At 60.8% G+C, this 23,676-nt stretch carries 19 protein-coding genes, 1 pseudogene and 1 riboswitch; of the genes and pseudogenes, 6 read left to right on the top strand and 14 right to left on the bottom strand.

From position 1 onward, the window contains the following. Positions 1-297 precede the first annotated feature (297 nt). The 9 genes and pseudogenes from parC to EYC95_RS01485 form a co-directional block, all read right to left on the bottom strand. Positions 298-2,565: a DNA topoisomerase IV subunit A gene (gene parC, locus EYC95_RS01530; RefSeq protein WP_131058790.1), complete on the bottom strand. Its 2,268-nt coding sequence runs from the start codon at positions 2,563-2,565 to the stop codon at positions 298-300. Between the two features lie 7 nt (positions 2,566-2,572). Next, positions 2,573-3,097, bottom strand: a complete 525-nt coding sequence (locus tag EYC95_RS01525) for a TIGR02281 family clan AA aspartic protease (protein WP_131058789.1) — start codon at positions 3,095-3,097, stop codon at positions 2,573-2,575. Then, on the bottom strand, positions 3,094-4,083 hold the full coding sequence (locus EYC95_RS01520) for an esterase-like activity of phytase family protein (protein WP_131058788.1): 990 nt from the start codon (positions 4,081-4,083) through the stop codon (positions 3,094-3,096). Before EYC95_RS01520 ends, EYC95_RS01525 begins: the two co-directional genes overlap by 4 nt. Next, positions 4,083-5,987, bottom strand: a complete 1,905-nt coding sequence (gene parE / locus EYC95_RS01515) for a DNA topoisomerase IV subunit B (protein ID WP_131058787.1) — start codon at positions 5,985-5,987, stop codon at positions 4,083-4,085. The genes EYC95_RS01520 and parE overlap by 1 nt, the downstream gene beginning before the upstream one ends. A gap of 69 nt (positions 5,988-6,056) precedes the next feature. After that, a complete protein-coding gene (locus EYC95_RS01510; RefSeq protein ID WP_131058786.1) occupies positions 6,057-6,665 on the bottom strand; it encodes a YqiA/YcfP family alpha/beta fold hydrolase in 609 nt (202 codons plus the stop codon). A gap of 206 nt (positions 6,666-6,871) precedes the next feature. Continuing rightward, positions 6,872-7,090, bottom strand: a pseudogene (locus EYC95_RS01505) (DUF6124 family protein); the annotation flags it as partial. 960 nt (positions 7,091-8,050) lie between these two features. Further along, complete coding sequence (cpdA, locus tag EYC95_RS01495) at positions 8,051-8,866, bottom strand: 3',5'-cyclic-AMP phosphodiesterase (RefSeq protein ID WP_131058784.1); 816 nt, start codon at positions 8,864-8,866, stop codon at positions 8,051-8,053. A gap of 98 nt (positions 8,867-8,964) precedes the next feature. Continuing rightward, positions 8,965-9,417 carry a DUF1249 domain-containing protein gene (locus tag EYC95_RS01490; RefSeq protein WP_131058783.1) on the bottom strand — a complete coding sequence of 151 codons (453 nt, stop codon included), beginning with the start codon at positions 9,415-9,417 and terminating at the stop codon, positions 8,965-8,967. Then, on the bottom strand, positions 9,408-10,025 hold the full coding sequence (locus EYC95_RS01485; RefSeq protein WP_131058782.1) for an NUDIX domain-containing protein: 618 nt from the start codon (positions 10,023-10,025) through the stop codon (positions 9,408-9,410). Before EYC95_RS01485 ends, EYC95_RS01490 begins: the two co-directional genes overlap by 10 nt. 228 nt (positions 10,026-10,253) lie before the next feature. Here EYC95_RS01485 and EYC95_RS01480 point away from each other — a divergent pair, with 228 nt between their 5' ends. Next, positions 10,254-11,000, top strand: coding sequence for an RsiV family protein (locus EYC95_RS01480; RefSeq protein ID WP_131058781.1), 747 nt, complete (start codon positions 10,254-10,256; stop codon positions 10,998-11,000). On the opposite strand, the gene cytX is transcribed toward EYC95_RS01480, so the two are convergent. Together cytX and thiC are read right to left on the bottom strand one after the other, a co-directional pair. After that, positions 10,969-12,261 carry a putative hydroxymethylpyrimidine transporter CytX gene (gene cytX / locus EYC95_RS01475; RefSeq protein WP_131058780.1) on the bottom strand — a complete coding sequence of 431 codons (1,293 nt, stop codon included), beginning with the start codon at positions 12,259-12,261 and terminating at the stop codon, positions 10,969-10,971. The two genes, EYC95_RS01480 and cytX, sit on opposite strands and share 32 nt — an antisense overlap. 154 nt (positions 12,262-12,415) lie before the next feature. Further along, a complete protein-coding gene (thiC, locus tag EYC95_RS01470) occupies positions 12,416-14,305 on the bottom strand; it encodes a phosphomethylpyrimidine synthase ThiC (RefSeq protein ID WP_131058779.1) in 1,890 nt (629 codons plus the stop codon). Between the two features lie 168 nt (positions 14,306-14,473). Continuing rightward, positions 14,474-14,579, bottom strand: a riboswitch (TPP riboswitch). Between the two features lie 191 nt (positions 14,580-14,770). Here thiC and EYC95_RS01465 point away from each other — a divergent pair. Next, positions 14,771-16,210, top strand: a complete 1,440-nt coding sequence (locus EYC95_RS01465) for a TolC family outer membrane protein (protein ID WP_131058778.1) — start codon at positions 14,771-14,773, stop codon at positions 16,208-16,210. Positions 16,211-16,329: 119 nt separating this feature from the next. Here EYC95_RS01465 and waaA read toward each other — a convergent pair whose 3' ends face one another. Together waaA and EYC95_RS01455 are read right to left on the bottom strand one after the other, a co-directional pair. Beyond that, entirely contained in the window at positions 16,330-17,607 is a 1,278-nt protein-coding gene (gene waaA, locus EYC95_RS01460) for a lipid IV(A) 3-deoxy-D-manno-octulosonic acid transferase (RefSeq protein WP_131058777.1), read from the bottom strand. Beyond that, positions 17,600-18,520: a LysR family transcriptional regulator gene (locus EYC95_RS01455; protein WP_131058776.1), complete on the bottom strand. Its 921-nt coding sequence runs from the start codon at positions 18,518-18,520 to the stop codon at positions 17,600-17,602. The genes waaA and EYC95_RS01455 overlap by 8 nt, the downstream gene beginning before the upstream one ends. Before the next feature lie 103 nt (positions 18,521-18,623). On the opposite strand from EYC95_RS01455, the gene EYC95_RS01450 reads away from it, so the two are divergent. The 4 genes from EYC95_RS01450 to EYC95_RS01435 all read left to right on the top strand — a co-directional run bounded on the left by EYC95_RS01450 (position 18,624) and on the right by EYC95_RS01435 (position 22,142). Beyond that, positions 18,624-18,956: a multidrug efflux SMR transporter gene (locus EYC95_RS01450; protein ID WP_131058775.1), complete on the top strand. Its 333-nt coding sequence runs from the start codon at positions 18,624-18,626 to the stop codon at positions 18,954-18,956. 200 nt (positions 18,957-19,156) lie between these two features. Next, on the top strand, positions 19,157-20,332 hold the full coding sequence (locus EYC95_RS01445) for an FAD-binding oxidoreductase (RefSeq protein WP_131058774.1): 1,176 nt from the start codon (positions 19,157-19,159) through the stop codon (positions 20,330-20,332). Then, positions 20,329-21,141, top strand: coding sequence for an aldo/keto reductase (locus EYC95_RS01440; RefSeq protein ID WP_131058773.1), 813 nt, complete (start codon positions 20,329-20,331; stop codon positions 21,139-21,141). Before EYC95_RS01445 ends, EYC95_RS01440 begins: the two co-directional genes overlap by 4 nt. 32 nt (positions 21,142-21,173) lie before the next feature. Beyond that, a complete protein-coding gene (locus EYC95_RS01435; protein ID WP_131058772.1) occupies positions 21,174-22,142 on the top strand; it encodes a metal ABC transporter ATPase in 969 nt (322 codons plus the stop codon). A gap of 102 nt (positions 22,143-22,244) precedes the next feature. Here the strand turns inward: EYC95_RS01435 and hldE are convergent, their stop codons facing one another. After that, the gene (gene hldE / locus EYC95_RS01430) at positions 22,245-23,669 is read right to left on the bottom strand and encodes a bifunctional D-glycero-beta-D-manno-heptose-7-phosphate kinase/D-glycero-beta-D-manno-heptose 1-phosphate adenylyltransferase HldE (protein ID WP_131058771.1); all 1,425 of its coding nucleotides are present in this window, start codon (positions 23,667-23,669) and stop codon (positions 22,245-22,247) included. Positions 23,670-23,676 lie beyond the last annotated feature (7 nt).

The following is a 23,676-nucleotide window of genomic DNA, read 5'->3' as shown; positions in this document are numbered from 1 at the left end:
CGTTAAATCGTAGATCGAGGCCTCTAGGGGCGTTATCGACTACTTTCCCCACCGCGTTGTCGCCTTGAAGCGGGCCAGGCAAGGCGGAGGCCGCTGGGAATGGTTTTTCCCTTTCCAAGGCCTCCAACGCAGCCTGGCCCGCTTTAAGGCACAACCCGAAGGGCCGGGCCTGCTGTTGTGCAGGGCTGCGTTGCTCGAAGCTTATTTGGAATGACCAAACCTCGCTTCTCACGCCTTGCCCTGTACAACAGCAGACCCGGCGCGGTGGGGAAAGAGCCGATAACGCCCCCTAGCCGCTTAATTGAGGTTTTCGACGAGCAGCGCATCAACCCGCTGGAAGCCACGTGGCAGTTTGTTACCACGACGCCCACGCTCACCTTTGTAGTGTTCGAGGTCGTCCGCTTTCAGCGACAACGTACGTTTTCCGGCCTGCAGCACCAACGTGGCGCCATCCGGCAGTACGGCGATGTCTGTGACATATTCTTCGCGACTGGCCACACGCTCACCGTTGATCCCGATGATCTTGTTGCCTTTGCCCTTACCTAATTGTGGCAGATCACTGATCTTGAAGATCAGCAGGCGACCTTCGGTGGTCACCGAAGCCAGCCAATTGTTCTCGCGGTCCGTTACCGGGCGCGGAAGAATGACCTTCGAGTTGTTCGGCAAGCTCAACAGCGCCTTGCCGGCCTTGTTCTTGGCTTGCAGGTCTTCACCCTTGACCACGAAGCCGTAGCCGGCGTCGGAGGCGATCACGTACAGCGAATCGTCTTCCGGCATCAGCACGCATTCGAAGGTCGCCCCTGGCGGCGGCGTCAGACGGCCGGTCAGCGGTTCGCCTTGGCCACGGGCCGATGGCAGCGTGTGCGAAGGCACCGAATAGCTGCGGCCGGTGGAGTCAATGAACACCGCGAACTGGTTGGAGCGACCCGGCGCCAAGGCCTTGAAACCATCCCCGGCCTTGTAGGAAAGGCCCGTGGCGTCGATCTCGTGGCCTTTGGCAGAACGAACCCAGCCTTTTTCCGACAGTACGACGGTCACTTTCTCGTTCGGCAGCAGATCGTGCTCGGTCAGGGCCTTGGCTTCGGTGCGCTCGACAATCGGGGAGCGACGGTCGTCGCCGTAGGTTTCGGCGTCCTTGATCAGCTCGGTACGCACCAGTTTTTTCAGCTTGGCTTCACTGCCCAGCAGGGCTTGCAGCTTGGCCTGTTCCTTGAGCAGTTCATCCTGCTCGGCGCGCAGCTTCATTTCTTCCAGTCGCGCCAACTGACGCAAACGGGTGTCGAGAATGTAGTCGGCCTGGATTTCGCTCAGGGCAAAACGCGCGATCAGTGCGGCTTTCGGGTGTTCCTCGGTACGGATGATGTGAATCACTTCATCCAGGTTGAGGTAGGCAATCAACAAACCGTCCAACAGGTGCAGGCGACGCTCGACCTTGTCCAGGCGGAATTGCAGACGACGACGCACGGTGTTGACGCGGAACTCCAGCCATTCCACCAGCAACGCACGCAGGTTTTTCAACTGCGGCTTGCCGTCCAGACCGATGATGTTGATGTTGACCCGGTAGCTCGACTCCAGCTCGGTGCTGGCGAACAGGTGTTGCATCAGCGCGTCGTGGTCGAAGTTTTTCCGCGCGCCCGGAATGATCACGATCCGGCACGGGTTTTCGTGGTCGGATTCGTCGCGCAAGTCAGCGATCTGCGGGGCCTTGGACGGCTTGGCCTGCATCATTGCAGCGATCTGCTCCAGCACTTTGGCACCGGAAACCTGATGCGGCAGTGCGGTGACGATGATGTCGCCGTCTTCAATGTGGTACACGGCGCGCATGCGCACCGAACCCTTGCCGGTTTCGTACATTTTCAGCAGATCGGCGCGGGGCGTGATGATTTCTGCTTCGGTCGGGTAATCCGGGCCCTGAATGTGTTCGCAGAGCTGTTCGACCGTGGCTTTGGGCTCATCGAGCAAACGCACGCACGCTGTCGCGACTTCGCGCAGGTTGTGCGGCGGTACGTCGGTGGCCATGCCCACGGCGATGCCGGTGGTGCCGTTGAGCAGGATGTTCGGCAAACGCGCCGGCAACACCAGCGGCTCGTCGAGCGTACCGTCGAAGTTCGGGCCCCAGTCCGCGGTGCCCTGGCCCAGTTCGCTGAGCAGCACTTCGGAATAACGCGACAGCCGCGCCTCGGTGTAACGCATGGCGGCGAAGGACTTGGGATCATCCGGCGCACCCCAGTTACCCTGGCCGTCGACCAGCGTGTAGCGGTAGCTGAACGGCTGGGCCATCAGGACCATGGCTTCGTAGCAGGCCGAATCGCCATGCGGGTGGAATTTACCGAGCACGTCACCGACGGTACGCGCCGATTTCTTGTGCTTGGAATCGGCGTCCAGCCCCAACTCGCTCATCGCATAGATAATGCGCCGCTGTACCGGTTTCAGGCCGTCGCCGATATGCGGCAAGGCACGGTCCATGATCACGTACATGGAGTAGTTGAGGTAGGCATTTTCGGTGAAGTCAGCCAGTGACCGGCGTTCTACACCGTCCAGGCTGAGATCAAGGGAGTCGCTCATGCGGGCCTCATCGGTTCGTTGTCTGGCGCAGCAGCATGGTGCCACCGCGCTGGGTAAATTCAAGTTTGTTCAGCGCGCTCATACCGAGCAGCACTTGCTTGCCATCCAGGCCTGGCACGACGATGGCGCGCACGTCACGCAGCACAATGTCGCCCAGTTGCAGCCGGTCGACGCGGGTTCGATAACCCTCGGTGCGACCGTTGGCGGTGCTCAGGGTCACCCCGAAGCCTTTTTCCAGTTTCAGCCGTTCGGCCATTTGGGCCGGGATCGCCACATCGGTCGCCCCGGTATCCAGCAAGAAATCCACCGGCTGGCCGTTGATCTGGCCGCTGGCGACAAAGTGCCCCTGGGTATTACTGGCCAGTTTCACTTCAATAAAACCTTCGCCCTGCTCCGAGGTGACGGCCACATTGGGATTTTGCTGTCGATCCTCCCACTGGCCGAAAAACCGCGTTGCCAGGAACAGCGCCGCGCACCAGGCCAGCACCATAAACACCCGGCCGGCGCGTTTCCCCGGTGTTTGCTGGCTCACGGCTTGGCACTCCAGCCACCTTCAGGCGCGGCGAAGCGCCAGACAACCGGGCGAGCCTCGCCATCGGCGCGGGCATCGTTGTTGTTGTCGGTGCCGACCCAGGCCCCCTCGGCGTCGACAATCAATGCTTCGGTCAGACCAAACGGATTTTGATAGCGGCGGTGTTCCTGCAAGGCTTCATCGGCAAACGACCAGCAGCGTTCGACCTTGGCCGTCACCGGGTCGCGGCGGCAGATCTGGTAAGCGTTGCGTTCAAGGGTAAACAGCTTGCCGTTGAACAGCGACAGGTCGGCAAAGTCCCGAGTAACGGCTTTGGCCCGTGGAAACTGTGCCGGCTGCATTTCTTTACCCGCTTCGCTCAGCAATACGCAGCCACCGTCGCAATCCCACACCGTCTGTTTGCGCTTGATCAGCAGCAAGCCACGGCTTTGACGCTCGGCGGCGAGCCACAATTGATCGCCCGAAGGGTTGATCGCCAGGCCCTCGAACAGCGCATTGAATTGCAACAGCATGCCACTGGCCCGCGCTTCGCGAACCAGCATCGGCGAGATCTTCAGCCAGGACGAAGGCCCAACAGGCGGCACTTGCAGGATCGCCGCATGGGACTCGCTGACGATGTAGCGATTACCGGCGCTGTCGCAACTGATGCCTTCAAAATCCAGGTCCCCGCCCCGTACAAACGATGCGACCCAGGCCCGCGAACGCAACCCCCAGGGCAAACCGCTGTCAGGCACCGGAGGGACGCCGATGCCAACGGTTTCGGCCTGCCAGACCGTGTCGCGGGTATCGAGGCGGTAGATCTGATCATCGTCGCGGTCGGAGATCGTCCACAGGTCCTTGCCACACTGGGCCAGCCCCGACAGGTTGCCGCCGCGCATGCCGTCGACGGGATGCTCGGACAACAGGCGCAACTCCGGTGCCGGTTCGGCAAACGCCGAAACGGAGGTCAGAAGTAACGCACACGCCAGGGCAAAGCCAACCCGCATCAGCCAAGAACCTCGGCGAGGTTGCCTTTGGATTCCAGCCAGGACTTGCGATCACCGGCGCGTTTCTTCGCCAGCAACATGTCCATCATTTCTGCGGTTGCGTCGTAATCTTCCAGCGTCAGTTGCACCAGACGCCGAGTGTTCGGGTCCATGGTGGTTTCGCGCAGCTGCGGCGGGTTCATTTCACCCAGGCCTTTGAATCGGGTGACCTGCGGCTTGCCGCGTTTTTTCTCGGCCACCAGACGATCCAGAATGCCATCGCGCTCGGCGTCGTCCAGGGCGTAGTAAATCTCTTTGCCAAGGTCGATGCGGTACAGCGGCGGCATCGCGACGTAGACGTGACCGGCATCCACCAACGGGCGGAAATGCTGGACGAACAAGGCGCAGAGCAAGGTGGCGATGTGCAGACCGTCGGAGTCGGCGTCGGCGAGGATGCAGATCTTGCCGTAGCGCAGCTGGGCGATGTCCGCCGAGCCCGGATCGACACCGATCGCCACGGCGATGTTGTGCACTTCCTGGCTGGCCAGCACTTCGCCGCCGTCGACTTCCCAGGTGTTCAGAATTTTGCCGCGCAACGGCAGGATCGCCTGGAACTCTTTGTCCCGCGCTTGTTTGGCCGAACCGCCTGCGGAATCACCTTCCACCAGGAACAGCTCTGAACGCATCGGGTCCTGCCCGGCGCAGTCGGCAAGCTTGCCTGGCAGTGCCGGCCCCGCTGTGATGCGCTTGCGCTCGACCTTCTTGCTGGCCTTGAGACGACGGCCGGCGTTGTTGATCGCCAGTTCCGCCAGCAGCATGCCGGTTTCGGGGTGGGCGTTGAGCCACAGGCTGAACGCATCCTTGACCACGCCAGAAACGAAAGCCGCCGCTTCACGGGACGACAGACGTTCTTTGGTCTGGCCGGAAAATTGCGGCTCCTGCATCTTCATCGACAGCACGAAAGCGATGCGCTCCCAGACGTCTTCCGGTGCCAGCTTCACACCGCGCGGCAGCAGGCTGCGGAATTCGCAGAACTCGCGCATCGCATCGAGCAAGCCCTGACGCAAACCGTTGACGTGCGTACCGCCCTGCGCCGTCGGGATCAGGTTGACGTAGCTTTCCTGCACGCTGTCGCCACCTTCAGGCAACCACAGCAGCGCCCAATCGACCGCTTCCTTGTTACCGGCCAGGCTGCCGCAGAACGGCTCGTCCGGCAGGCGCTCGAAGCCGTTGACCGCGTCGACCAGATAGGAGCGCAGGCCGTCTTCGTAATGCCATTCGACTTTTTCGCCGGTGGCCTTGTCTTCAAAACTGACCAGCAGCCCCGGGCACAGAACAGCCTTGGCCTTGAGCACGTGCTTGAGGCGGCTGATGGAGAATTTCGGTGAATCGAAGTACTTCGGGTCCGGCGCGAAGAACACGCTGGTGCCGGTGTTGCGCTTGCCGACGGTGCCGATCACTTCCAGATCGGTTTTCTTGTACCCGTCGCCAAAGGTCATCTGGTATTCATTGCCGTCGCGCTTGACGCGCACCCGGACTTCGGTCGACAAGGCGTTGACCACCGAAATACCCACCCCGTGCAGACCGCCGGAGAACTGGTAGTTCTTGTTGGAAAACTTGCCACCAGCATGAAGCTTGGTGAGGATCAGCTCGACCCCGGAAACGCCCTCTTCCGGGTGAATGTCCACCGGCATGCCGCGGCCGTCATCGCTGACTTCCAGGGAGTGGTCGGCGTGCAGGATGACCTGCACCGACGTCGCGTGCCCGGCCAAGGCTTCGTCGACGCTGTTGTCGATGACTTCCTGGGCGAGGTGGTTCGGCCGACTGGTGTCGGTGTACATGCCGGGGCGTTTGCGCACCGGGTCGAGGCCCGAGAGGACTTCGATGGCGTCTGCGTTATAAGAGCTAGCGCTGGGAGTGGCCATGGGGTCTCGTCGTCCGCCTGTAAAAAGTGTTCTGTGAAAAAGAGTATTCTGTGAAAAAGAGGCGACGACTCACAGTGCTGTGAAATCGATCGCCTGATACAAATCTGCGCCGATGCCGGCAAAACTCAGCATTGCCGGAAGTTGCGCGGCAAAACCCTGGAAACTATGGTCGCCGCCGGCCTGGATGCGCAAGGCACAGGCGCGGTAATACTGCTGGGCGAGGCGATAGTCCAGCGTTTCGTCGCCGGTCTGCAACCACACCTGATACCGCTGCGGATCCCGGGGCGCCGGCACTTCCAGCTCGGCCAGGGCCGTCACGTGGTCGTGGGTCAATTCCCAGGCCTCATCGGTATACAGGTTTTTCTGCGTCCCCAGGAACCCGTCGAACATCCGGTGCGGACTGACAGCTGGGTTGATCAACAGGGCCTTGAGGCCATGGCGCTCAGCCAAGTGAGTCGCATAGTAGCCGCCGAGTGAGCTGCCGACCAGCAGTGGCCGCCCCAGCTCTTCAATCGCCTGCTCCAGCTGACCGATGGCTTCGCGCGGATGATGATGCAAGGCCGGGACGCGCAATTGATCGCTCAAACCCAGCCGCTCCATCACGTGCACCAGCTGCGTGGCCTTTTTCGACGAAGGCGCGCTGTTGAAACCGTGGATATAAAGGATCGAACCGGACATTTGAACTCCCTGTGCGTCGGGTAAAGAGGCGCAGTTTACAGGGAGTCGGGGGGATCGGGGATAAAGGCAAGAATCAGGTTGCCCAAACGGACGTCATATCGCGAGCAAGCTCACTCCCACAAGTGACCGAGATGTCCAAGCGGACGCGGCCCTATGTGGGAGCGAGTTTGCTCGCGATGAACGATAACGCGGTTTATCTGAAAAAATTATGCTGGATCAACATTATCCAGCGCCCGATTTACCGCCCGTTCGGCCAGCATGACTATCTGTTGAATCGCCATCGCTGTATGCCGGTCCGGCCCATGCAGGCGCGCGGCAAAATCACTGGCCATGACACTCGCCGACGCCAGGGACTCACAGGAATGGGCCAAAAGGCTTTCCGTGTCCATTTCGGGGACGATCATGTACATCATGCTGGGTTTGCGGGCGGGGGGATTGGGGGTTGGTTTGAACATAGTAGTACTCCAGAGGAAGAGTGGAGCCACTTACAAATTACCGCGACGCAATTTGGGTGGCAGCTGTACGCAGGTTCGCGGACCGATCCTCTGGCAACTCGGCATACCCGAAGGTATCCCGCGCACAGCCGCCATGACACGAAACGACAGACAGCCGAAAGCGCTGTCGTTAGGCGGGGGGCGATTATGCCTGAGAAAACGGGCCGCGAAGCCAGAACGCTGAATGTGTCAGCGACAGGCAAAAGGCTAGAGAAGCCGCGTCTGACGGGCAACCTGAAAACTTCGTGGGAAGGTTCTGAAATTTTTACTGACCATTAAACAGCGTCGTCGGCGAAGCCGCCTTCGCGGGCAAGCCTCGCTCCTACAGGGGATAGGGTACATCCACAAACTGCAGGTCGGCTGTCAGGCCGCCATCGCAGGAAAGCCAGCTCCAACAGGGGATGGGGTATATCCGCAAATTGCAGGTCGGCTGTCAGGCCGCCATCGCGTGCAAGTCGGATCGCCGCACCGCTCGCTCCTACAAGGGGTCGACGTACTCGCTTCGCTTCTCACCACTCAACAGGCCGAGCGTTAGCTCGCCTGCAGCTCTTGATCTTGATCCACCCGCCCCTTCGGGAGGCTGAGTGGAGGTGTTCATCCGGGGAGTGGCGCGCAGCGCCGTTCGACGCAGTCGAACACGCTGCATGTAGGTCGTCGCGAAGCAGACCGGAGGGCAGTGTCCCCGGATGGATACCGGAGCGAAGGAACGCCGAGCCTAAGCGAGGGGCCGGACGCTTGGGGCGAGCCTTTTTTTGCTTACTTTTTTTTGGCGTTTGAAAAAAAAGTGAGTTGCCGTAAGGGCGAAACCGCCAGCCGCCGTTACCGCAGGAATGGATATGTACTCGGCCAGCAAGAGCTTGGTCGGCCCGTAGGCCGCCAAGATCGCAACCGTCAGTAACCGTTGGAACCGTAGTCGATCTGAAAGTCGAACCCAGTGACGCGTTCCACACCGGTTTCCAGCTGACCATCAGGCAACAACCGCAACCACCGATACCCAGGCGCCTGCTCCCCAACCTTGAAATCATCACTCCCCGGCTCAAACTGAATGCAAGTCGAAGGCGAAGCAATCAACCGCACCCCATTGCGATCCTGATCAATCTCCTGATGCACATGCCCCCACAACACCGCACGCACCTGCGGAAAGCGATCCAGCACGGCAAACAAGGCCTCAGGATTACGCAACCCGATCGGCTCCATCCACAAGCAGCCGATCGACACCGGATGATGATGAAAGCACACCAGATGATGCCGCTCAGGCGCCTCACTCAGCGAACGCGCCAGCAACTGCAACTGCTCATCCTGCAAATACCCCGGCACCGACCCCGGCACCGCCGAATCCAGCAAAGTGACCCGCCAGTTACCGACATCCACGACCGGCTCCAGCAACGCGCTTTGCACAGCCGCCTCGGCCATGATCTGCGGTTCATCGTGATTGCCCGGAATCCAGCGCGCCGGCGCATCGAGCTGTCGAGTCAAGTCGCGAAACAACTGATAAGACTCCAGCGTCCCGTCCTGAGACAGATCACCGCTGGCAACGATCAGATCAATCTGCGGCTGCTGAAGGCGCACCAACTCAATGACCTTTTGCAGACTGTCCCGGGTATTCATGCCCAGCAACGTCCCGTCCGCTTCGGCAAACAGATGACTGTCGGACAGTTGCACCAGCAACGCCGAATCGGCGGTGGTCAATGTGGATACGCTCGGCAAGGCGTTCTCCCAGGCTGAATCACGGGATTGGATGAGTGCCGCAATTATGCTGGGGGACGATCAAAAGGGGAAACCTGTGAACCTGACGCAGTTCACATCTATCGAACGACGGCGTACTCATGCCCACACGCCAGACAATGGCTCAGCCATTCACCCAGGAACATGTTCAACTGGGCCTTTTCATCCGGCTGATGCATTGAGGCATTCGGGTAAGGATAGACGCCGCGAAAGCGTCGCGCATGTTCGGCGCTGACCACTTCGGCCATGCACGCATCGTGATAGACCTGCACTTCCAGCTGCGGCACCGGCAGCCACGGCAGGCTGTGTTCCTGGCGCACTTGCAGGGTCGTGGTATACGGACAGACCTGCAGCACCTCAAGGGCCAGCACGCCGAGCATCTGATCGCCGTGGGTCACGGCAATGCGCCGTGCCTCCGGTTCGTTGCGCATGTCCGGCAACAGTCGCATCAGGCGCGCGTAGTTGGCCTCGCAAGCGGCTTGCAGCCCGACGAGGTCCACCCGATAGCGATCGCGCAACTTGTTTACGACCATAGCCCCCTCACTTCAGCGCGGTTCAAAGCTAACCATTGCAAGGCAATGATGCTGGCCGCGTTGGCAATTCGTCCGTCGCGTACGGCCTGCAGGGCATCTTCGAACGCCCAGACCGTGACGCGGATATCTTCTGCTTCTTCCTCCAGCCCATGCAGGCCGCCGACTCCGGTGCTGTCGCAACGCCCCAGGTACAAATGTACAAATTCGTTGCTGCCGCCCGGCGATGGAAAGTATTTGGTCATCGGCCAGAGCGCCCCGAACACAAGCCCAGCTTCCTCCTGCGCTTCGCGGTGAGCAACTTCTTCCGGTACTTCATCCTTGTCGATCAGACCGGCGACCAGCTCGATCAGCCACGGATTGTCGGTCTTGCCCATGGCGCCGACGCGAAACTGCTCGATCAGCACCACTTCATCGCGCTGCGGATCGTACGGCAGCACGCACACCGCATCGTGACGGACAAACACTTCACGATTGATCTCGCGACTCATGCCACCGGCAAACAATTCATGACGCAAGTGCACACGATCGAGCTTGTAGAAGCCCTCGTAGCACTTTTCGCGCCGAACGATATCAACGGCGGTCGGAATGGCGTTGGCAAAATCAGTCATGACAATCCTCTTTACTGCAAATCCGTTATGAGGCTCCTTTTTGTTACTTGCAACCTCGACTTCGCGCCATCCTAACGCGCTCGCGGCGTTTGATGCAGCCCCTTTCCCGTCAGCGAGATAGACGGTGAGGGCGAAACCAACTCTAATTAGCTTAGTGGCGAACTGACTGCTTCGTTGAGAGTCGAAGCGGATAACTTTTTGCCTTTCCCAGTTTTATGAAGGACACCCATGTCACTTTTTAAAATCGCCTCCGTGGCCGCAATCGCCCTGACCCTGGGCGCCTGCCAGAGTTTGTTTCAACCCAACTTCCGGGCACCGCTGGAAACCACCCGCGACGCCACCGAAACACTGAAACCGGGTTGCACGACACCTGAATGCCCGCTGGTGAACATCGATACGCTGCGCTTCCCCGCCGAGCCTCAGCTCGACGGCATTATCGAAAAACGCCTGCTGCAAATGACCCGCACCTCGCCCGACGCCCCAGCGGCACCGACGCTGGCGGCCTATCGCGATGAGTTTTTGCGCACCGCCGGTCCGCGCAATAGCAGCTACCTGCAAGCCAAAGTACGTGAGCAGCATGACGGCTTGGTGATCGTCGAGTTTTCCAGCTACCTGGACACCGGCGGCGCGCATGGCACACCGGGCCGCAGCTTCATCAACTATTCGCGCCAGCAGCATAAAGTGCTGACCCTGCCGGACATGTTGGTGCCGGGGCAGGAAGAAGCATTCTGGAAAGCCGCGCAAGTGGCGCACAACAGCTGGCTGATCAGCACCAAGCTCGATCAGGAACCGGAGTTCCTGAAGAACTGGCAGTTCCAGAAAACCCAGAACGTGGCGCTGACCTACGGCGGGGTGATCCTCAAGTACGAAGTGAGCACCATCGCGCCTTACGCGCTGGGTCACGTCGAACTGAAGATCCCTTACCCTCGTTTGAACGGCACTCTCAAGCCCGAGCTGTTTCCTGGCCGTAACTGAAGGCCCGGCCCAGCACCAGCTGGAGCAACCCTGCCAGAATCAACGACGGCAGGGTTGCGCCGATGTCCGGATACAGATTGGCCAGCAAGTGATAAGTGCTCACCCCGCCCAACCAGGCGAGCAACGCCGGCCAGCGCAATGCGGCTGACGCCACCTGGCTACTGCGTTTGCGCAGGATGAAGTGATCCACCAGCACCACGCCGAACAGCGGCGCAAACACCGAACCGATCAACAGCAGAAAGTTTTGATACTGGGCCAACGGCGCCAGGCACGCGATCAGGGTGCAGATCACGCCGATGGCCAGCGCCAGGTGCTCTACTTTCAAGCGCAACAGAATCCCGCTGGAAACCGCCGCCGAGTGAATGTCGGCGAAGGCGTTTTCCGACTCGTCCAACAAAATCAGCAACAGCGGAATCCCCAGACCGGCACCCGCCAATGCCAACAGCAAGGCATTCACTTCACCGCTCGGCGCGAACGCCAGGGTGTACGCCACGCCCAGGCTCATCAGCCAAAAGTTGCCGATAAAGAAGCCAATCGCTGTACCGCCAAAGACGTTTTTCGCACGCTTGCCGAAGCGTGAGTAGTCGGCAATCAGTGGCAGCCACGACAGCGGCATCGCAATCGCAATGTCGAAGCCCACGGCGAACGGCATCGAACCGTCACCGGCCTGCGCCCACAATGCTGCCAGATCCGCTTTGGCGAACAGGTTCCAGGTCAGCCAGATGCACGCGGCCAGCAGCAGCCAGATGCCCCATTTGCGCAGGATCTGCCGCACGAACGTCAACGGACCGCTGACGGCCAGCAAGGTCGCCAATGCACCGAAGAACAAGGTCCAGAGCAGCGGATTCGACAGCAGGCTGCCTTCGCTGAAGGCACGTGTACCGAGCAGGCTGGCCGCGTCGCGCATCACGATGATTTCGAACGAACCCCAACCGATCAGTTGCAGCAGGTTCAGCACGGCCGGCAGGCTCGCGCCGCGTTTGCCGAGGCTCAGTTTTAGCGCGGCCATCGACGACAGGCCGGTGTCGCTGCCAATCACGCCGACAGCGGCCAGCAGCAGAACGCCGACCAGCGTGCCGAGGAAGATGGCCAACAGCGAGCCCGACAGGCCCAGGCCTGGCGCGAGCAATGCACCGGTCTGCAGCACCATCAGGCCGATGCCGAGGGAGAACCACAGGGAAAACAGATCGCGACCGCCGAAGACACGTTTGTCGGTGGGCACCGCGATATCAGGGGAATAAGTGCTGGGTTGGATGCTCAAGGTGTTATCTCAGAGGGACATTATTTTTGTACCCGCCCCCTGTAGGAGCGAGGCTTGCCCGCGAAAGCGGTGTGTTAGACAAAACACCTTCGCGGGCAAGCCTCGCTCCTACAGGGACTTCGCCAGCCTTGAGAGACTGGCGTTGCAGGTCAGATCAAACCTTTTTGTACAGCTGACTGCCCTCCTGCTTGAACCGCTCCGCCTGTTCCGCCAATCCCTGGGCGACTTCGGCATCGACGGTTTCGATGCGTTGGTTGGCCGCGTACTCGCGAACTTCCTGAGTGATTTTCATCGAGCAGAATTTCGGCCCGCACATGGAGCAGAAGTGCGCGACCTTGGCCGAATCCTTCGGCAGGGTTTCATCGTGATACGAACGCGCGGTGTCCGGATCAAGGCCCAGGTTGAACTGGTCTTCCCAACGGAATTCAAAGCGCGCCTTGCTCAAGGCATTGTCGCGAATCTGCGCGCCCGGATGCCCCTTGGCCAGATCGGCGGCATGCGCGGCGATCTTGTACGTGATGATCCCGGTCTTCACGTCATCCTTGTTCGGCAGGCCCAGGTGTTCCTTCGGCGTGACGTAGCAGAGCATGGCGCAACCGAACCAGCCGATCATCGCCGCACCGATACCGGAGGTGATGTGATCGTAGCCCGGCGCGATGTCGGTGGTCAGCGGGCCGAGGGTGTAAAACGGCGCCTCGTCACAGCATTCCAGCTGCTTGTCCATGTTCTCTTTGATCAACTGCATCGGCACGTGGCCCGGGCCTTCGATCATGCATTGCACGTCGTGCTTCCAGGCGATCTTGGTCAGCTCGCCGAGGGTTTCCAGCTCACCGAATTGTGCCGCGTCGTTGGCGTCGGCAATCGAGCCCGGACGCAGACCATCGCCCAGCGAGAAGCTGACGTCGTAGGCCTTCATGATTTCGCAGATGTCTTCGAAATGGGTGTAGAGGAAGTTTTCCTTGTGGTGCGCCAGGCACCACTTGGCCATGATCGAACCGCCACGGGAGACGATGCCGGTCACGCGTTTAGCGGTCAGCGGCACGTAACGCAGCAGCACGCCGGCGTGGATGGTGAAGTAATCGACACCCTGCTCGGCCTGTTCGATCAGCGTGTCGCGGAACAGCTCCCAGGTCAGGTCTTCGGCAGCGCCGCCGACTTTTTCCAGGGCCTGGTAGATCGGCACCGTACCGATCGGCACCGGCGAGTTGCGGATGATCCACTCACGGGTTTCGTGAATGTGTTTGCCGGTGGACAGGTCCATGACCGTGTCCGAACCCCAGCGAATGCCCCAGGTCAGTTTCGCCACTTCTTCTTCGATGGACGAACCCAAAGCACTGTTGCCGATGTTGCCGTTGATCTTCACCAGGAAGTTACGGCCGATGATCATCGGTTCCAGTTCGGTGTGGTTGATGTTGGCCGGAATGATCGCGCGACCACGGGCGATCTCGTCACGGACGAACTCAGGAGTGATGATTTTCGGCACGCTGGCACCGAAGCTGTAACCGGCGTGTTGCTGGTCCAGCAAGCCAGCGGCGCGAGCCACTTCAAGCTTCATGTTCTCGCGGATGGCAACGTATTCCATCTCGGCGGTGATGATGCCTTTGCGGGCGTAGTGCATCTGGCTGACGTTGGCACCGGCCTTGGCCCGGCGCGGGTTGTTCACGTGAGCGAAACGCAGCTTGGTCAGTTCCGCATCAGCGAGGCGTTCCTGGCCGAAGTTGGAACTCAGACCCGGCAGACGCTCAGTGTCGCCACGGGATTCGATCCACGGCGAACGCACATCAGCCAGGCCTTTGCGCACGTCGATGATGACGTTGGGATCGGTGTACGGGCCGGAGGTGTCGTACACAACCACCGGCGCGTTGATCTCACCGCCGAAGTCGGTCGGGGTCACGTCGAGGCTGATTTCGCGCATCGGCACGAGAATGTCCGGACGGGAGCCCTGAACATAGACTTTTTGCGAGCGGGTAAACGGCTGAACCGATTGTTGATCGACTTGGGCCGAGTCACTCAGGTTCGTAGTGTTTTTTAGTTTTATCGTCATCACGGGCTCTCCAGACAGCATCCAGGCAGTGGAATTTTGTCGGAGCGAACCTGTAACGAATGGACGCGACCAATCAGCCATAACGAAGCCGTTGGTGCTGTGCTCAATGCTCGAGGGGTGTTCGATTGTCGAACAACATCCCGGACGAAGCACAAGAGGACTCGCCGGGTGACGAGAAATCTTGTTCCCTACGCAGGCGCTAACCTGATCAGGTTCAACGGGATCCGAAATTATTCGATCTCAGCCTCATAGCAAGGCACCCCGACAAGAACCAGACCAGTCTAGACACAACTGGCAAAGAACGCCAACACTGCGGTAAACACATGATGAATGGCGCAATTACAGGATTGTTGCCGCGCGTGGGCGCCACTACACTCGCCAAGCCATGCTGCGCCTTGACGCTGTATGGGCCGCGCCGTAGCCTTGGCGCTCAAATTATCAGCGTAATTTTTTAGGGATGGCCACATGCTGCGCAAACTCTCACTGGCCCTTGCCGTGTCTTGTGCGTCCAATGGAATGGCCTGGGCAGCAGAAGCGCCCTTATCGACCAAAACCGATCTGGTCAGCGTCTACCAGGAAGCGGTGGACAACAACGCCGACCTGGCGGCTGCCCGCGCTCAATATGGCGCCCAGAAAGAAGTGGTGCCTCAGGCCCGCGCCGGGCTGCTGCCCAATCTCTCGGGCGGCGCTGAGCTGGCCAACGTGCGCACTGCAATCGATCAGCCATCGGCCACCGCCACCCGTAATGCTCACTCCTATCAAGCGACGTTGGCTCAACCCTTGTTCCGTGCCGATCGCTGGTTCCAGTTCCAGGCCGCCAAAGACGTCAACGAGCAGGCCGCACTGCAACTCTCGGCGACCGAGCAAAACCTGATCCTGCAAACCGCCGACAGCTACTTCAACGTCTTGCGTACCCAGGACAACCTGGCCTCGACCAAGGCTGAGGAAGCCGCCTTCAAACGCCAGCTCGATCAGTCCAACGAACGCTTCGACGTCGGCCTCTCGGACAAGACCGACGTGCTGCAGTCGCAAGCCAGTTACGACACCGCACGGGCCAATCGCATCGTCGCGCAGCGCCAGGTGGATGATGCTTTCGAAGCCCTGATCACCCTGACCAACCGTCAGTACAATTCGATCTGGGGCATTTCCCATACCTTGCCGATCCTGCCCCCCGCCCCGAACGACGCCAAGGCCTGGGTCGATACGGCCGCCAGACAGAACCTCAATCTGCTGGCCAGCAACTACGCCGTCAGCGCCGCCGAAGAAACCCTCAAGCAACGCAAGGCCGGCCATGCGCCGACCTTCGATGCCGTGGCGAAGTACGAGAAAGGTGACAACGATGCGCTGGGGTTCAGCAACCCGAACGCGTTCGGTCAACCGTACAAAGGCAACGTCGAGCAGACGACGGTTGGGCTGCAACTGAACATCCCGATCTACAGTGGCGGCCTGATCAACTCCCAGGTGCGGCAATCGTATGCACAACTGGACCAGTCCGAGCAGCAACGTGAATCCCTGCGCCGCCAAATCGTCGAGAGCACGCGCAACCTGCACCGCGCGGTGAACACCGACGTCGAGCAGGTACAGGCGCGCAAGCAATCGATCATCTCCAACCAGAGCGCAGTGGAAGCGACCGAAATCGGTTATCAGGTGGGGACGCGCAATATCGTCGACGTGCTGGATGCGCAGCGCCAGCTGTACACCTCGGTGCGCGACTACAACAACACTCGCTACGACTACATCCTCGACAACCTGCGCTTGAAGCAGGCCGCCGGCACCTTGAACCCGGGGGATTTGCAGGACCTGGCGCGTTATCTCAAGGCTGACTACAACCCGGATAAAGACTTCCTGCCGCCGGATCTGGCCAAGGCTGCGGCGGCGCAGTTGAAGGCGAATCCACCCCAATAAAAAGCAAAAGCTTCGCGAGCAAGCCCGCTCCCACATTTGATCTCCGTCGCGCACAAGTTTTGTGTTCACAGGAGATCAAATGTGGGAGCGGGCTTGCTCGCGAATGCAGACGACGCGATCTAACGATCGATCAACCGCCCCAACCCATCCAGCAACCGCTGCAACGCGCCCTGATTGGTGCGCATCACTTTCAATCCCGCTTCCGCCATCCGTTGCGCATCACGCGGCAATTCGAACAGCCGCTGCACCGCCTGCGCCAGGCCTTCGGCATTTTCCACTTCCTGCAACGCCCCGGCGCTGCGCAATTGCGCGGCGATTTCGAGGAAGTTGAACAGGTGCGGTCCGCTCAGCACCGGTTTGGCCAGCGCCGCCGGTTCCAGCAAGTTATGCCCGCCGTTAGGCACCAGGCTGCCGCCGACAAACGCGCTGTCTGCCAGGGCGTAGAGAAACAGCAACTCACCCATGGTGTCGCCCAGCAACACCGAGGTACTGGCCGTGACCGGCTCGCCGGAGGAACGACGCACCGTGGCGAACCCCTGCTGCTGGCACAACTCGTACACCGAGTTGAAACGCTCAGGATGACGCGGCACCAGAATCAGCAAAGCGTCGGGATGATTCGCCAGCAACTGGCGATGAGCCGCCAGCACCACTTCGTCTTCGCCTTCGTGGGTACTGGCAGCGATCCACACCGGACGTTCCTGAGCCTGCCATTGCGTACGCAACTCGGCGGCACGCTGCAGCAGTTTCGGGTCAATGGTCAGGTCGAATTTTATCGAACCGGTCACTTCCACGGTTTGCGACCGCGCCCCCAAATCGCGGAAGCGCTGGGCCTCGGCCTCGGTCTGAACCGCGAACAGGCTCATCTCCGCGAGCATCGGCTGAGTCAGTTTGCCGAAGCGGCCATAGCCCTTGGCCGAACGTTCGGACAGTCGCGCATTGGCCAGTGCCACGGGAATCCCGCGCCTGGCGCACTGATGGATATGGTTCGGCCAGAGCTCGGTCTCCATGATCACCGCCAGTTTCGGCTGGACCCGATCAAGAAATCGCTTCGCTGCGCAAGGCAAGTCGTAAGGCAAATAGCAGTGCTGGATTCGCGGCTCGTTGGCGAACAACGCCTGGATTCGCTCGGACCCGGTCGGGGTCATGCAGGTCACGGTAATGGGCAACTGTGGATAACGTTGCAGCAAGGCGCGAATCATCGGCGCCGCGGCAATGCTTTCACCCACGGACACCGCGTGCACCCAAATGCCGCCCGGCTTCATCGCCGGCAAGCCAAGGGAAAAACGTTCGCCAATGCGTTTGGCATATGCCGGTGCCTTGCGCGAACGCAGCCACAGCCGAATCGCTACCAATGGCAGCCCCAGGTAAAACAGCGCGGTGTAGAGAGTTCTATTCATGGCGGCGGAGTTTATCGGTTTTTTCGCCGATCGCCTGCAAGTGCACGGCAAAACGTTCTGCCAGCCAGCGAGCCGCCGGGCCGAGGGGCTCGTCGCGGCGCCAGACCAGTTCCACGACCAGCGCCGGCGGGGTCCATTCGCTGTCCAGTTCGACCATCAGATCCTGATACGCCGGGTATTGCACCACGTGTCGCGGCAGCCAGGCCCAACCAAGGCCGCGCACCAGCCATTCAGCCATCACGTAGAAACTGTCGGCACGCCAGACCTGCGGGCTGGCCGGCTCGCTGCCGGGGTAGACGCTGGACTGGGTCGACATCAGCAACTGGCGATGCCGCGCCAGTTGCTGACAATCGACCTGCGCCTGTTTCGCCAGTGGATGATTGACGCCGCACACGGTGACCATTTCGACGCTCCCGAGTACCCGACGCTCCAGCGCTTCGGAAATCTGGTCGTGATAAAACAGCAGCCCCAGATCGGCACGGCGCTCCACCAGTTTGCGCGCCACATCACCTTGGGCAGCACTGGTCAGCTGCACTTCAAGGCTGGGAAATTTTTCGGCCAGGGCTGCAAAGCTTTCGATGATCGGCTGATAAGGCATCGCCTCATCCTGAGCCACCCGCAAACGCGCCTCCTGACCACGCATCATCGCCAGCGCCCGACCGTTCAGGCGTTCGCACTGACGCAAGACTTCGCGCGCTTCTTCCAGCAAGGCATTGCCGGCCTCGGTGAGTTTCGGCTGACGACCGCTGCTGCGGTCGAACAGGCTGACGCCGAGGTCCTCTTCGAGCAGCGCAATCGAACTGCTGACCGCCGACTGCGCCTTGCGCTGATCCCGCGCCACAGCCGAAAACGAACGCTGCTCCGCTACGCTGACAAACAAGCGCAGTTGCTCCAGATTCCATTGCATATTCATGGATCAACCCATCTTAAGAACAGATAGGTAATGACTTTACCGCATCTGGAGAATCTCTAAAATGCCGAACTCAGACAGCAACACTTCACACGAGGATGCACCTATGACCGCTTATTACTACCTGGCCATTGCCATCTGCGCCGAAGTGATCGCGACCGTTTCGATGAAAGCCGTCAAAGGCTTCAGCACCCCGCTGCCGCTGATTCTGGTGATTGTGGGTTACGGCATTGCCTTCTGGATGCTGACCCTGGTGGTGCGCAGCGTTCCCGTGGGCGTGGCTTACGCGGTGTGGGCCGGCATGGGGATCGTGATGGTCAGCATTGCGGCGCTGTTTATCTACGGGCAGAAACTGGATGTGCCGGCAATGCTGGGGATGGCGCTGATTGTGTTGGGAGTGGTGGTGATTCAACTGTTCTCCAAAACCGCCGGCCACTAAGACCTGAAACACGATTCATTGTGGGAGCGGGCTTGCTCGCGAATGCGGTGTGCCAGTCGACACAAAAGTTGCCTGACACACCGCTTTCGCGAGCAAGCCCGCTCCCACAGGGTTTTGCATCCGCCCTATTGATCACCAACAAATCGCCTCTTCTTCGAGTCTGTATACTGCGCCCTCGTCTTGAACACTGAGGTCGCTGCATGCCATCCGTTATTTCCACCGACGTTCTGATTGTCGGCGCTGGTGTCGCCGGCCTCTGGCTGAATGCGCGCCTGCGCCGCCAGGGTTTTTCGACCGTGCTGGTGGAAAGCGCCAGCCTCGGCGGCGGGCAGAGTGTGAAGTCCCAGGGCATCATCCACGGCGGCGCCAAGTACGCGTTGCATGGCGCCCTGACCGGTGCCTCGGAAGCCATCGCCGACATGCCGCGCCGCTGGCGTGAAGCCTTGGCCGGCGACGGCGAGCTGGATCTGTCCGGCGTGCGCCTGCTGTCCGAGGCCCATTACCTCTGGTCCCCTGGCACCCTCGCCGGCAACCTCACCAGCTTCTTCGCCAGCAAAGCGGTGCGCGGCCGTGTCGATCAGGTCAAGGGCGACCAACTGCCGCCGGCCCTGCAAGACAAGCGCTTCAAGGGCAAGGTGTACCGATTGGCGGAACTGGTGATCGACGTGCCGAGCCTGATCCAGCGCCTGGCCGATCTGGCCGGTGATGGCCTGCTCGCCGGTCAGAAGATCGAACCGTTGCTGGAAGGCGGTGTTCTGGTGGGCCTGAAGGTCGACGAGCGCGAGATCCGCGCCCAGCGCATCGTGCTCAGCGCCGGTGCCGGCACAGCGGCGCTGCTTGAAGCACTGGGGCTGAGCCAGCCCGCCATGCAGCGCCGGCCATTGCACATGATCATCGCCAAAGGCCCAAGCCTCAAACCGCTGTATGCCCATTGCCTGGGCGGCGGCACCAAACCGCGCATCACCGTGACCACCCATCCGGCCAGCGATGGCCAATGGGTCTGGTACATGGGCGGCGACATCGCCGAAGCCGAAGGGGTTGCCCGCGAACCTGCCGAGCAAATCGCCACCGCGCAGAAAGAGCTTGGGCAGTTGCTGCCATGGATCGACCTGAGCACCGCGCAATGGGCCACCTTGCGCGTGGATCGGGCCGAACCGCTGCAATCGGGGCTGACTCGCCCTGACAATGCATTCCTTGCCGAAGAAGGCCGACTGCTGGTCGGCTGGCCGACAAAACTGGCGCTGGCACCGGACTTCGCCGACCGGGTCATCACGTCTTTGCAGCGCGATGGCATCCAGCCGAGCCATCCGGCGCCGCTGCCCGACCTGCCAAAACCACCGATTTGCATTCCAGCCTGGGAGCAACTGCTGCCATGAGCCAACCGACCCTGCATGAACTGCATCGCCCCTTGGGCAGCACCGGCCTGCTGGTGTCGCCGCTGGGCCTGGGCACGGTCAAGCTTGGCCGCGATCAAGGGGTGAAATACCCCAACGGTTTCCAGATTCCCGGTGATGACGAAGCGCGCATGTTGCTCAAACTCGCGCACAGCATGGGCATCAACCTGATCGACACCGCCCCGGCCTATGGCCGTAGCGAAGAGCGGCTCGGGCCAATGCTGCGGGGTCAGCGTCAGGAGTGGGTGATCGTGAGCAAGGTCGGCGAAGAGTTTGCCGACGGCCAGTCGAGCCACGATTTCAGCGCCGCCCACACCCGCCGCTCAGTGGAACGCAGCCTGCAACGCCTGGAAACGGATTTTATCGACCTGGTGCTGGTGCACTCCGACGGCAACGACCTGGCGATCCTCAATGACAGCGAGGTCTACGCGACCCTCGCCGCGCTCAAGGCAGAAGGCAAGATTCGCGGCTTCGGTTTTTCCGGCAAAACCGTTGAGGGTGGCTTGAAGGCTCTGGAACAAGGTGATTGCGCCATGGTCACCTACAATCTGAACGAACAGAGCGAGAAGCCAGTCATTGACTATGCTGCTGCTCACGGTAAAGCCATTCTGGTCAAAAAAGCCCTCGCCAGCGGTCACGTCTGCCTGAGTCCGGGCGTGGACCCGGTGCGTGCCAGCTTTGAGTTGTTGTTTGGGCACCCGGGTGTTGCCAGTGCTATTGTCGGGACCATCAATCCGCTGCACCTCGCCCACAACGTCGCGACCGTTGCCCAGGTCCTACGTAGAAACTGATGCCGCCCACGCGGCCTTAAGCAGGAGCCGACATGCCGCGTACGCTCATAAGAAAGAACCCGAGCAACTTCAAGACCCTGCCGTTGTACGTCGAAGCGACTCCCGAAGGCTTGAGCTATCTGAGCGTCGGGATGCCGCTCAATTTCTCCCAGACCCTGCAACGTCGCCGCCCGGTGACGGTACCCGACACCGAGCGGTTCGCTCTGGAACTGGCCAACCTCGGGGTCTCGGTGCGCCTGACCCTGCATTGGCAGAATCGCGATTACTGGGTGTTGGTGCGTCAGCGCCGCCAAGACCGCGGCGATGTGGTGCTCAAGTTGATCTCCGGTTACGTGCCGGCCCATGAGCTGAACCTGCCCCTGCACACGGCGATCCAGGAGATTGCCGAAGAGTGCCTGCTGGAAACCCCGGAAGGCTGGCTCGGTGGGAAGTTCAATGAAACCTGGCTGCCGGCGCCCTACTCTTCCGCGCTGCATTATCGCGAGGCTTTGCCCTTTCGCCTTACGCCGTTTTCCGGCTCGGCTCGGCCAGTGCGCTGCGCCAAAATGCAGTTGATCGAACGTCCACGGGCTTACGTGCACTTGCCGACAGCCTCATTGCAATTGATTTATGACTTGCGCCTGGACGTGCCCAAGGAAGCCAAATCCCTGAGCCTGTTCCATGTCGACGAACGATTGGAAGGCGATCAACTGGTCGCCCGGCTTGATCGCAAGCGCCCCGATTTGTATTTGATGCCCCTGCAGGACGGCCAGCCGATGGCCGAGTTGTATACCTTGAAAAAGGATCAGCTGTACCCGGCGAGTACGCGCGGGTTGTACCTGGCAGAGAGTTTTGCCCGACAGGAAGGCTGGCTGGTGCGCGATGAGCGGATTCGCTGGAAGGACTGGGTGCGGCAGCAGGGGTTGAGCCCGCCAGGGAAGGACTCGGGCCTGGCCCGGTTACGTGGCAAGGCAAAGCAATTACTGAAGAAGATCGTGCCGCGCAAGAAGGTCAGCTCTTAAAAGCAAAAGATCGCAGCCTCGTTTCACTCGACAGTTCCTACATTGAAATGCGATTCCCTGTAGGAGCTGTCGAGTGAAACGAGGCTGCGATCTTTTATGGCTTCACTCGGACTTGCGGATCTTCTCGACAATCGCGGTAGTCGAGCTGTTTGCCACCAGCCCCAAGACTTTCACGGTCCCGCCGTAAGCGGTCACGATGTCCGCGCCGACCACCTGGTCGATCCCGTAATCCCCGCCCTTGACCAACACGTCTGGCTTGACCTCACGCAGCAGGTTTTCCGGGGTGCCTTCAGGGAAGCTGATGACCCAATCCACTGCGCCCAGACCGGCCAATACAGCCATGCGACGGTCGACGCTGTTGATCGGCCGACCCGGCCCTTTCAAGCGGCTGACCGATGCATCGTCGTTGACCGCAACGATCAGACGATCGCCTTGGGCGCGCGCCTGCTCGAGGTAGGTCACGTGGCCGGCGTGCAGGATGTCGAAGCAGCCGTTGGTGAAAACGATCTTCTCTTTGTGCGCACGCGCATCGTCGACCGCCAGCAACAACTGCTCAAGGCCCAGCACACCGCGTTCGGAACCTTCCTCACGCTGGATGGCGCGACGCAGTTCCGGGGCGCTGATCGCCGCCGTACCGAGTTTGCCGACGACGATGCCCGCCGCCAGGTTGGCCAGGGCCACCGCGTGTGGCAGTTCTTCGCCCGCGGCAATCGCGGCCGCCAGCGTGGAAATCACCGTGTCACCGGCACCGGTCACGTCGAATACTTCACGGGCACGGGCAGGCAAGTGCAGCGCCGGATGATCAGGGCGCAGCAAGGTCATGCCGTGCTCACCACGGGTCACCAGCAGCGCACCGAGGTCCAGGTCGTGCATCAGCTGCGCGCCTTTGCTCACCAGCTCATGCTCATCGGCGCAACCGCCGACGATGGTTTCGAATTCGCTGAGGTTCGGCGTGATCAGGCTCGCACCCCGGTAGATCGAGAAATCCTTGCCCTTGGGATCGGCCAGCACCGGAATGCCACGGGCACGGGCGGCCTGGATCAGCACCTGATGGTTTTTCAGTGCGCCTTTGCCGTAGTCGGACAGCACCAGCACCTTGATGCCTTCGAGCAACTCGTCGACTTGCTCGCCAAGCGCCAGGGCGTCGGTGGCGAAGGGTTCTTCGAAGTCGATACGCAGCAGTTGCTGGTGACGGCTCATGACCCGCAGCTTGACGATGGTCGGCTGGTGCGCGATGCGCTGGAACAACGCGCGCACGCCAGCGCCCTTGAGGCTATTGGCCAGGCTGTCGGCCGCTTCGTCATCGCCGGTCACGCCGACCAGCGAGGCCGGTGCGCCGAGGGCGGCAATGTTCAACGCAACGTTGGCGGCACCGCCCGGGCGGTCCTCGATTTGCTCGACCTTGACTACCGGTACCGGCGCCTCAGGGGAAATCCGTGAGGTACCACCATGCCAGTAACGGTCGAGCATGACATCGCCGACCACCAAGACAGGGGCTTGATCGAATCGCGGCATGGACAACTTCATGGAGCAA

It is taken from the genome of Pseudomonas sp. BGI-2 (genome assembly GCF_004310295.1).
Lineage (GTDB): Bacteria > Pseudomonadota > Gammaproteobacteria > Pseudomonadales > Pseudomonadaceae > Aquipseudomonas.
This window is presented reverse-complemented; position numbering and strand designations above follow the sequence as displayed.

What these genes read in the sequence shown, in the direction of transcription:
- parC (WP_131058790.1), bottom strand. Translation starts at nt 2,565, where the DNA reads ATGAGCGACTCCCTTGATCTCAGCCTGGACGGTGTAGAACGCCGGTCA.
- EYC95_RS01520 (WP_131058788.1), bottom strand. Translation starts at nt 4,083, where the DNA reads ATGCGGGTTGGCTTTGCCCTGGCGTGTGCGTTACTTCTGACCTCCGTT.
- parE (WP_131058787.1), bottom strand. Translation starts at nt 5,987, where the DNA reads ATGGCCACTCCCAGCGCTAGCTCTTATAACGCAGACGCCATCGAAGTC.
- EYC95_RS01510 (WP_131058786.1), bottom strand. Translation starts at nt 6,665, where the DNA reads ATGTCCGGTTCGATCCTTTATATCCACGGTTTCAACAGCGCGCCTTCG.
- EYC95_RS01490 (WP_131058783.1), bottom strand. Translation starts at nt 9,417, where the DNA reads ATGGTCGTAAACAAGTTGCGCGATCGCTATCGGGTGGACCTCGTCGGG.
- EYC95_RS01485 (WP_131058782.1), bottom strand. Translation starts at nt 10,025, where the DNA reads ATGACTGATTTTGCCAACGCCATTCCGACCGCCGTTGATATCGTTCGG.
- EYC95_RS01480 (WP_131058781.1), top strand. Translation starts at nt 10,254, where the DNA reads ATGTCACTTTTTAAAATCGCCTCCGTGGCCGCAATCGCCCTGACCCTG.
- thiC (WP_131058779.1), bottom strand. Translation starts at nt 14,305, where the DNA reads ATGACGATAAAACTAAAAAACACTACGAACCTGAGTGACTCGGCCCAA.
- EYC95_RS01465 (WP_131058778.1), top strand. Translation starts at nt 14,771, where the DNA reads ATGCTGCGCAAACTCTCACTGGCCCTTGCCGTGTCTTGTGCGTCCAAT.
- waaA (WP_131058777.1), bottom strand. Translation starts at nt 17,607, where the DNA reads ATGAATAGAACTCTCTACACCGCGCTGTTTTACCTGGGGCTGCCATTG.
- EYC95_RS01455 (WP_131058776.1), bottom strand. Translation starts at nt 18,520, where the DNA reads ATGAATATGCAATGGAATCTGGAGCAACTGCGCTTGTTTGTCAGCGTA.
- EYC95_RS01450 (WP_131058775.1), top strand. Translation starts at nt 18,624, where the DNA reads ATGACCGCTTATTACTACCTGGCCATTGCCATCTGCGCCGAAGTGATC.
- EYC95_RS01445 (WP_131058774.1), top strand. Translation starts at nt 19,157, where the DNA reads ATGCCATCCGTTATTTCCACCGACGTTCTGATTGTCGGCGCTGGTGTC.
- EYC95_RS01440 (WP_131058773.1), top strand. Translation starts at nt 20,329, where the DNA reads ATGAGCCAACCGACCCTGCATGAACTGCATCGCCCCTTGGGCAGCACC.
- EYC95_RS01435 (WP_131058772.1), top strand. Translation starts at nt 21,174, where the DNA reads ATGCCGCGTACGCTCATAAGAAAGAACCCGAGCAACTTCAAGACCCTG.
- hldE (WP_131058771.1), bottom strand. Translation starts at nt 23,669, where the DNA reads ATGAAGTTGTCCATGCCGCGATTCGATCAAGCCCCTGTCTTGGTGGTC.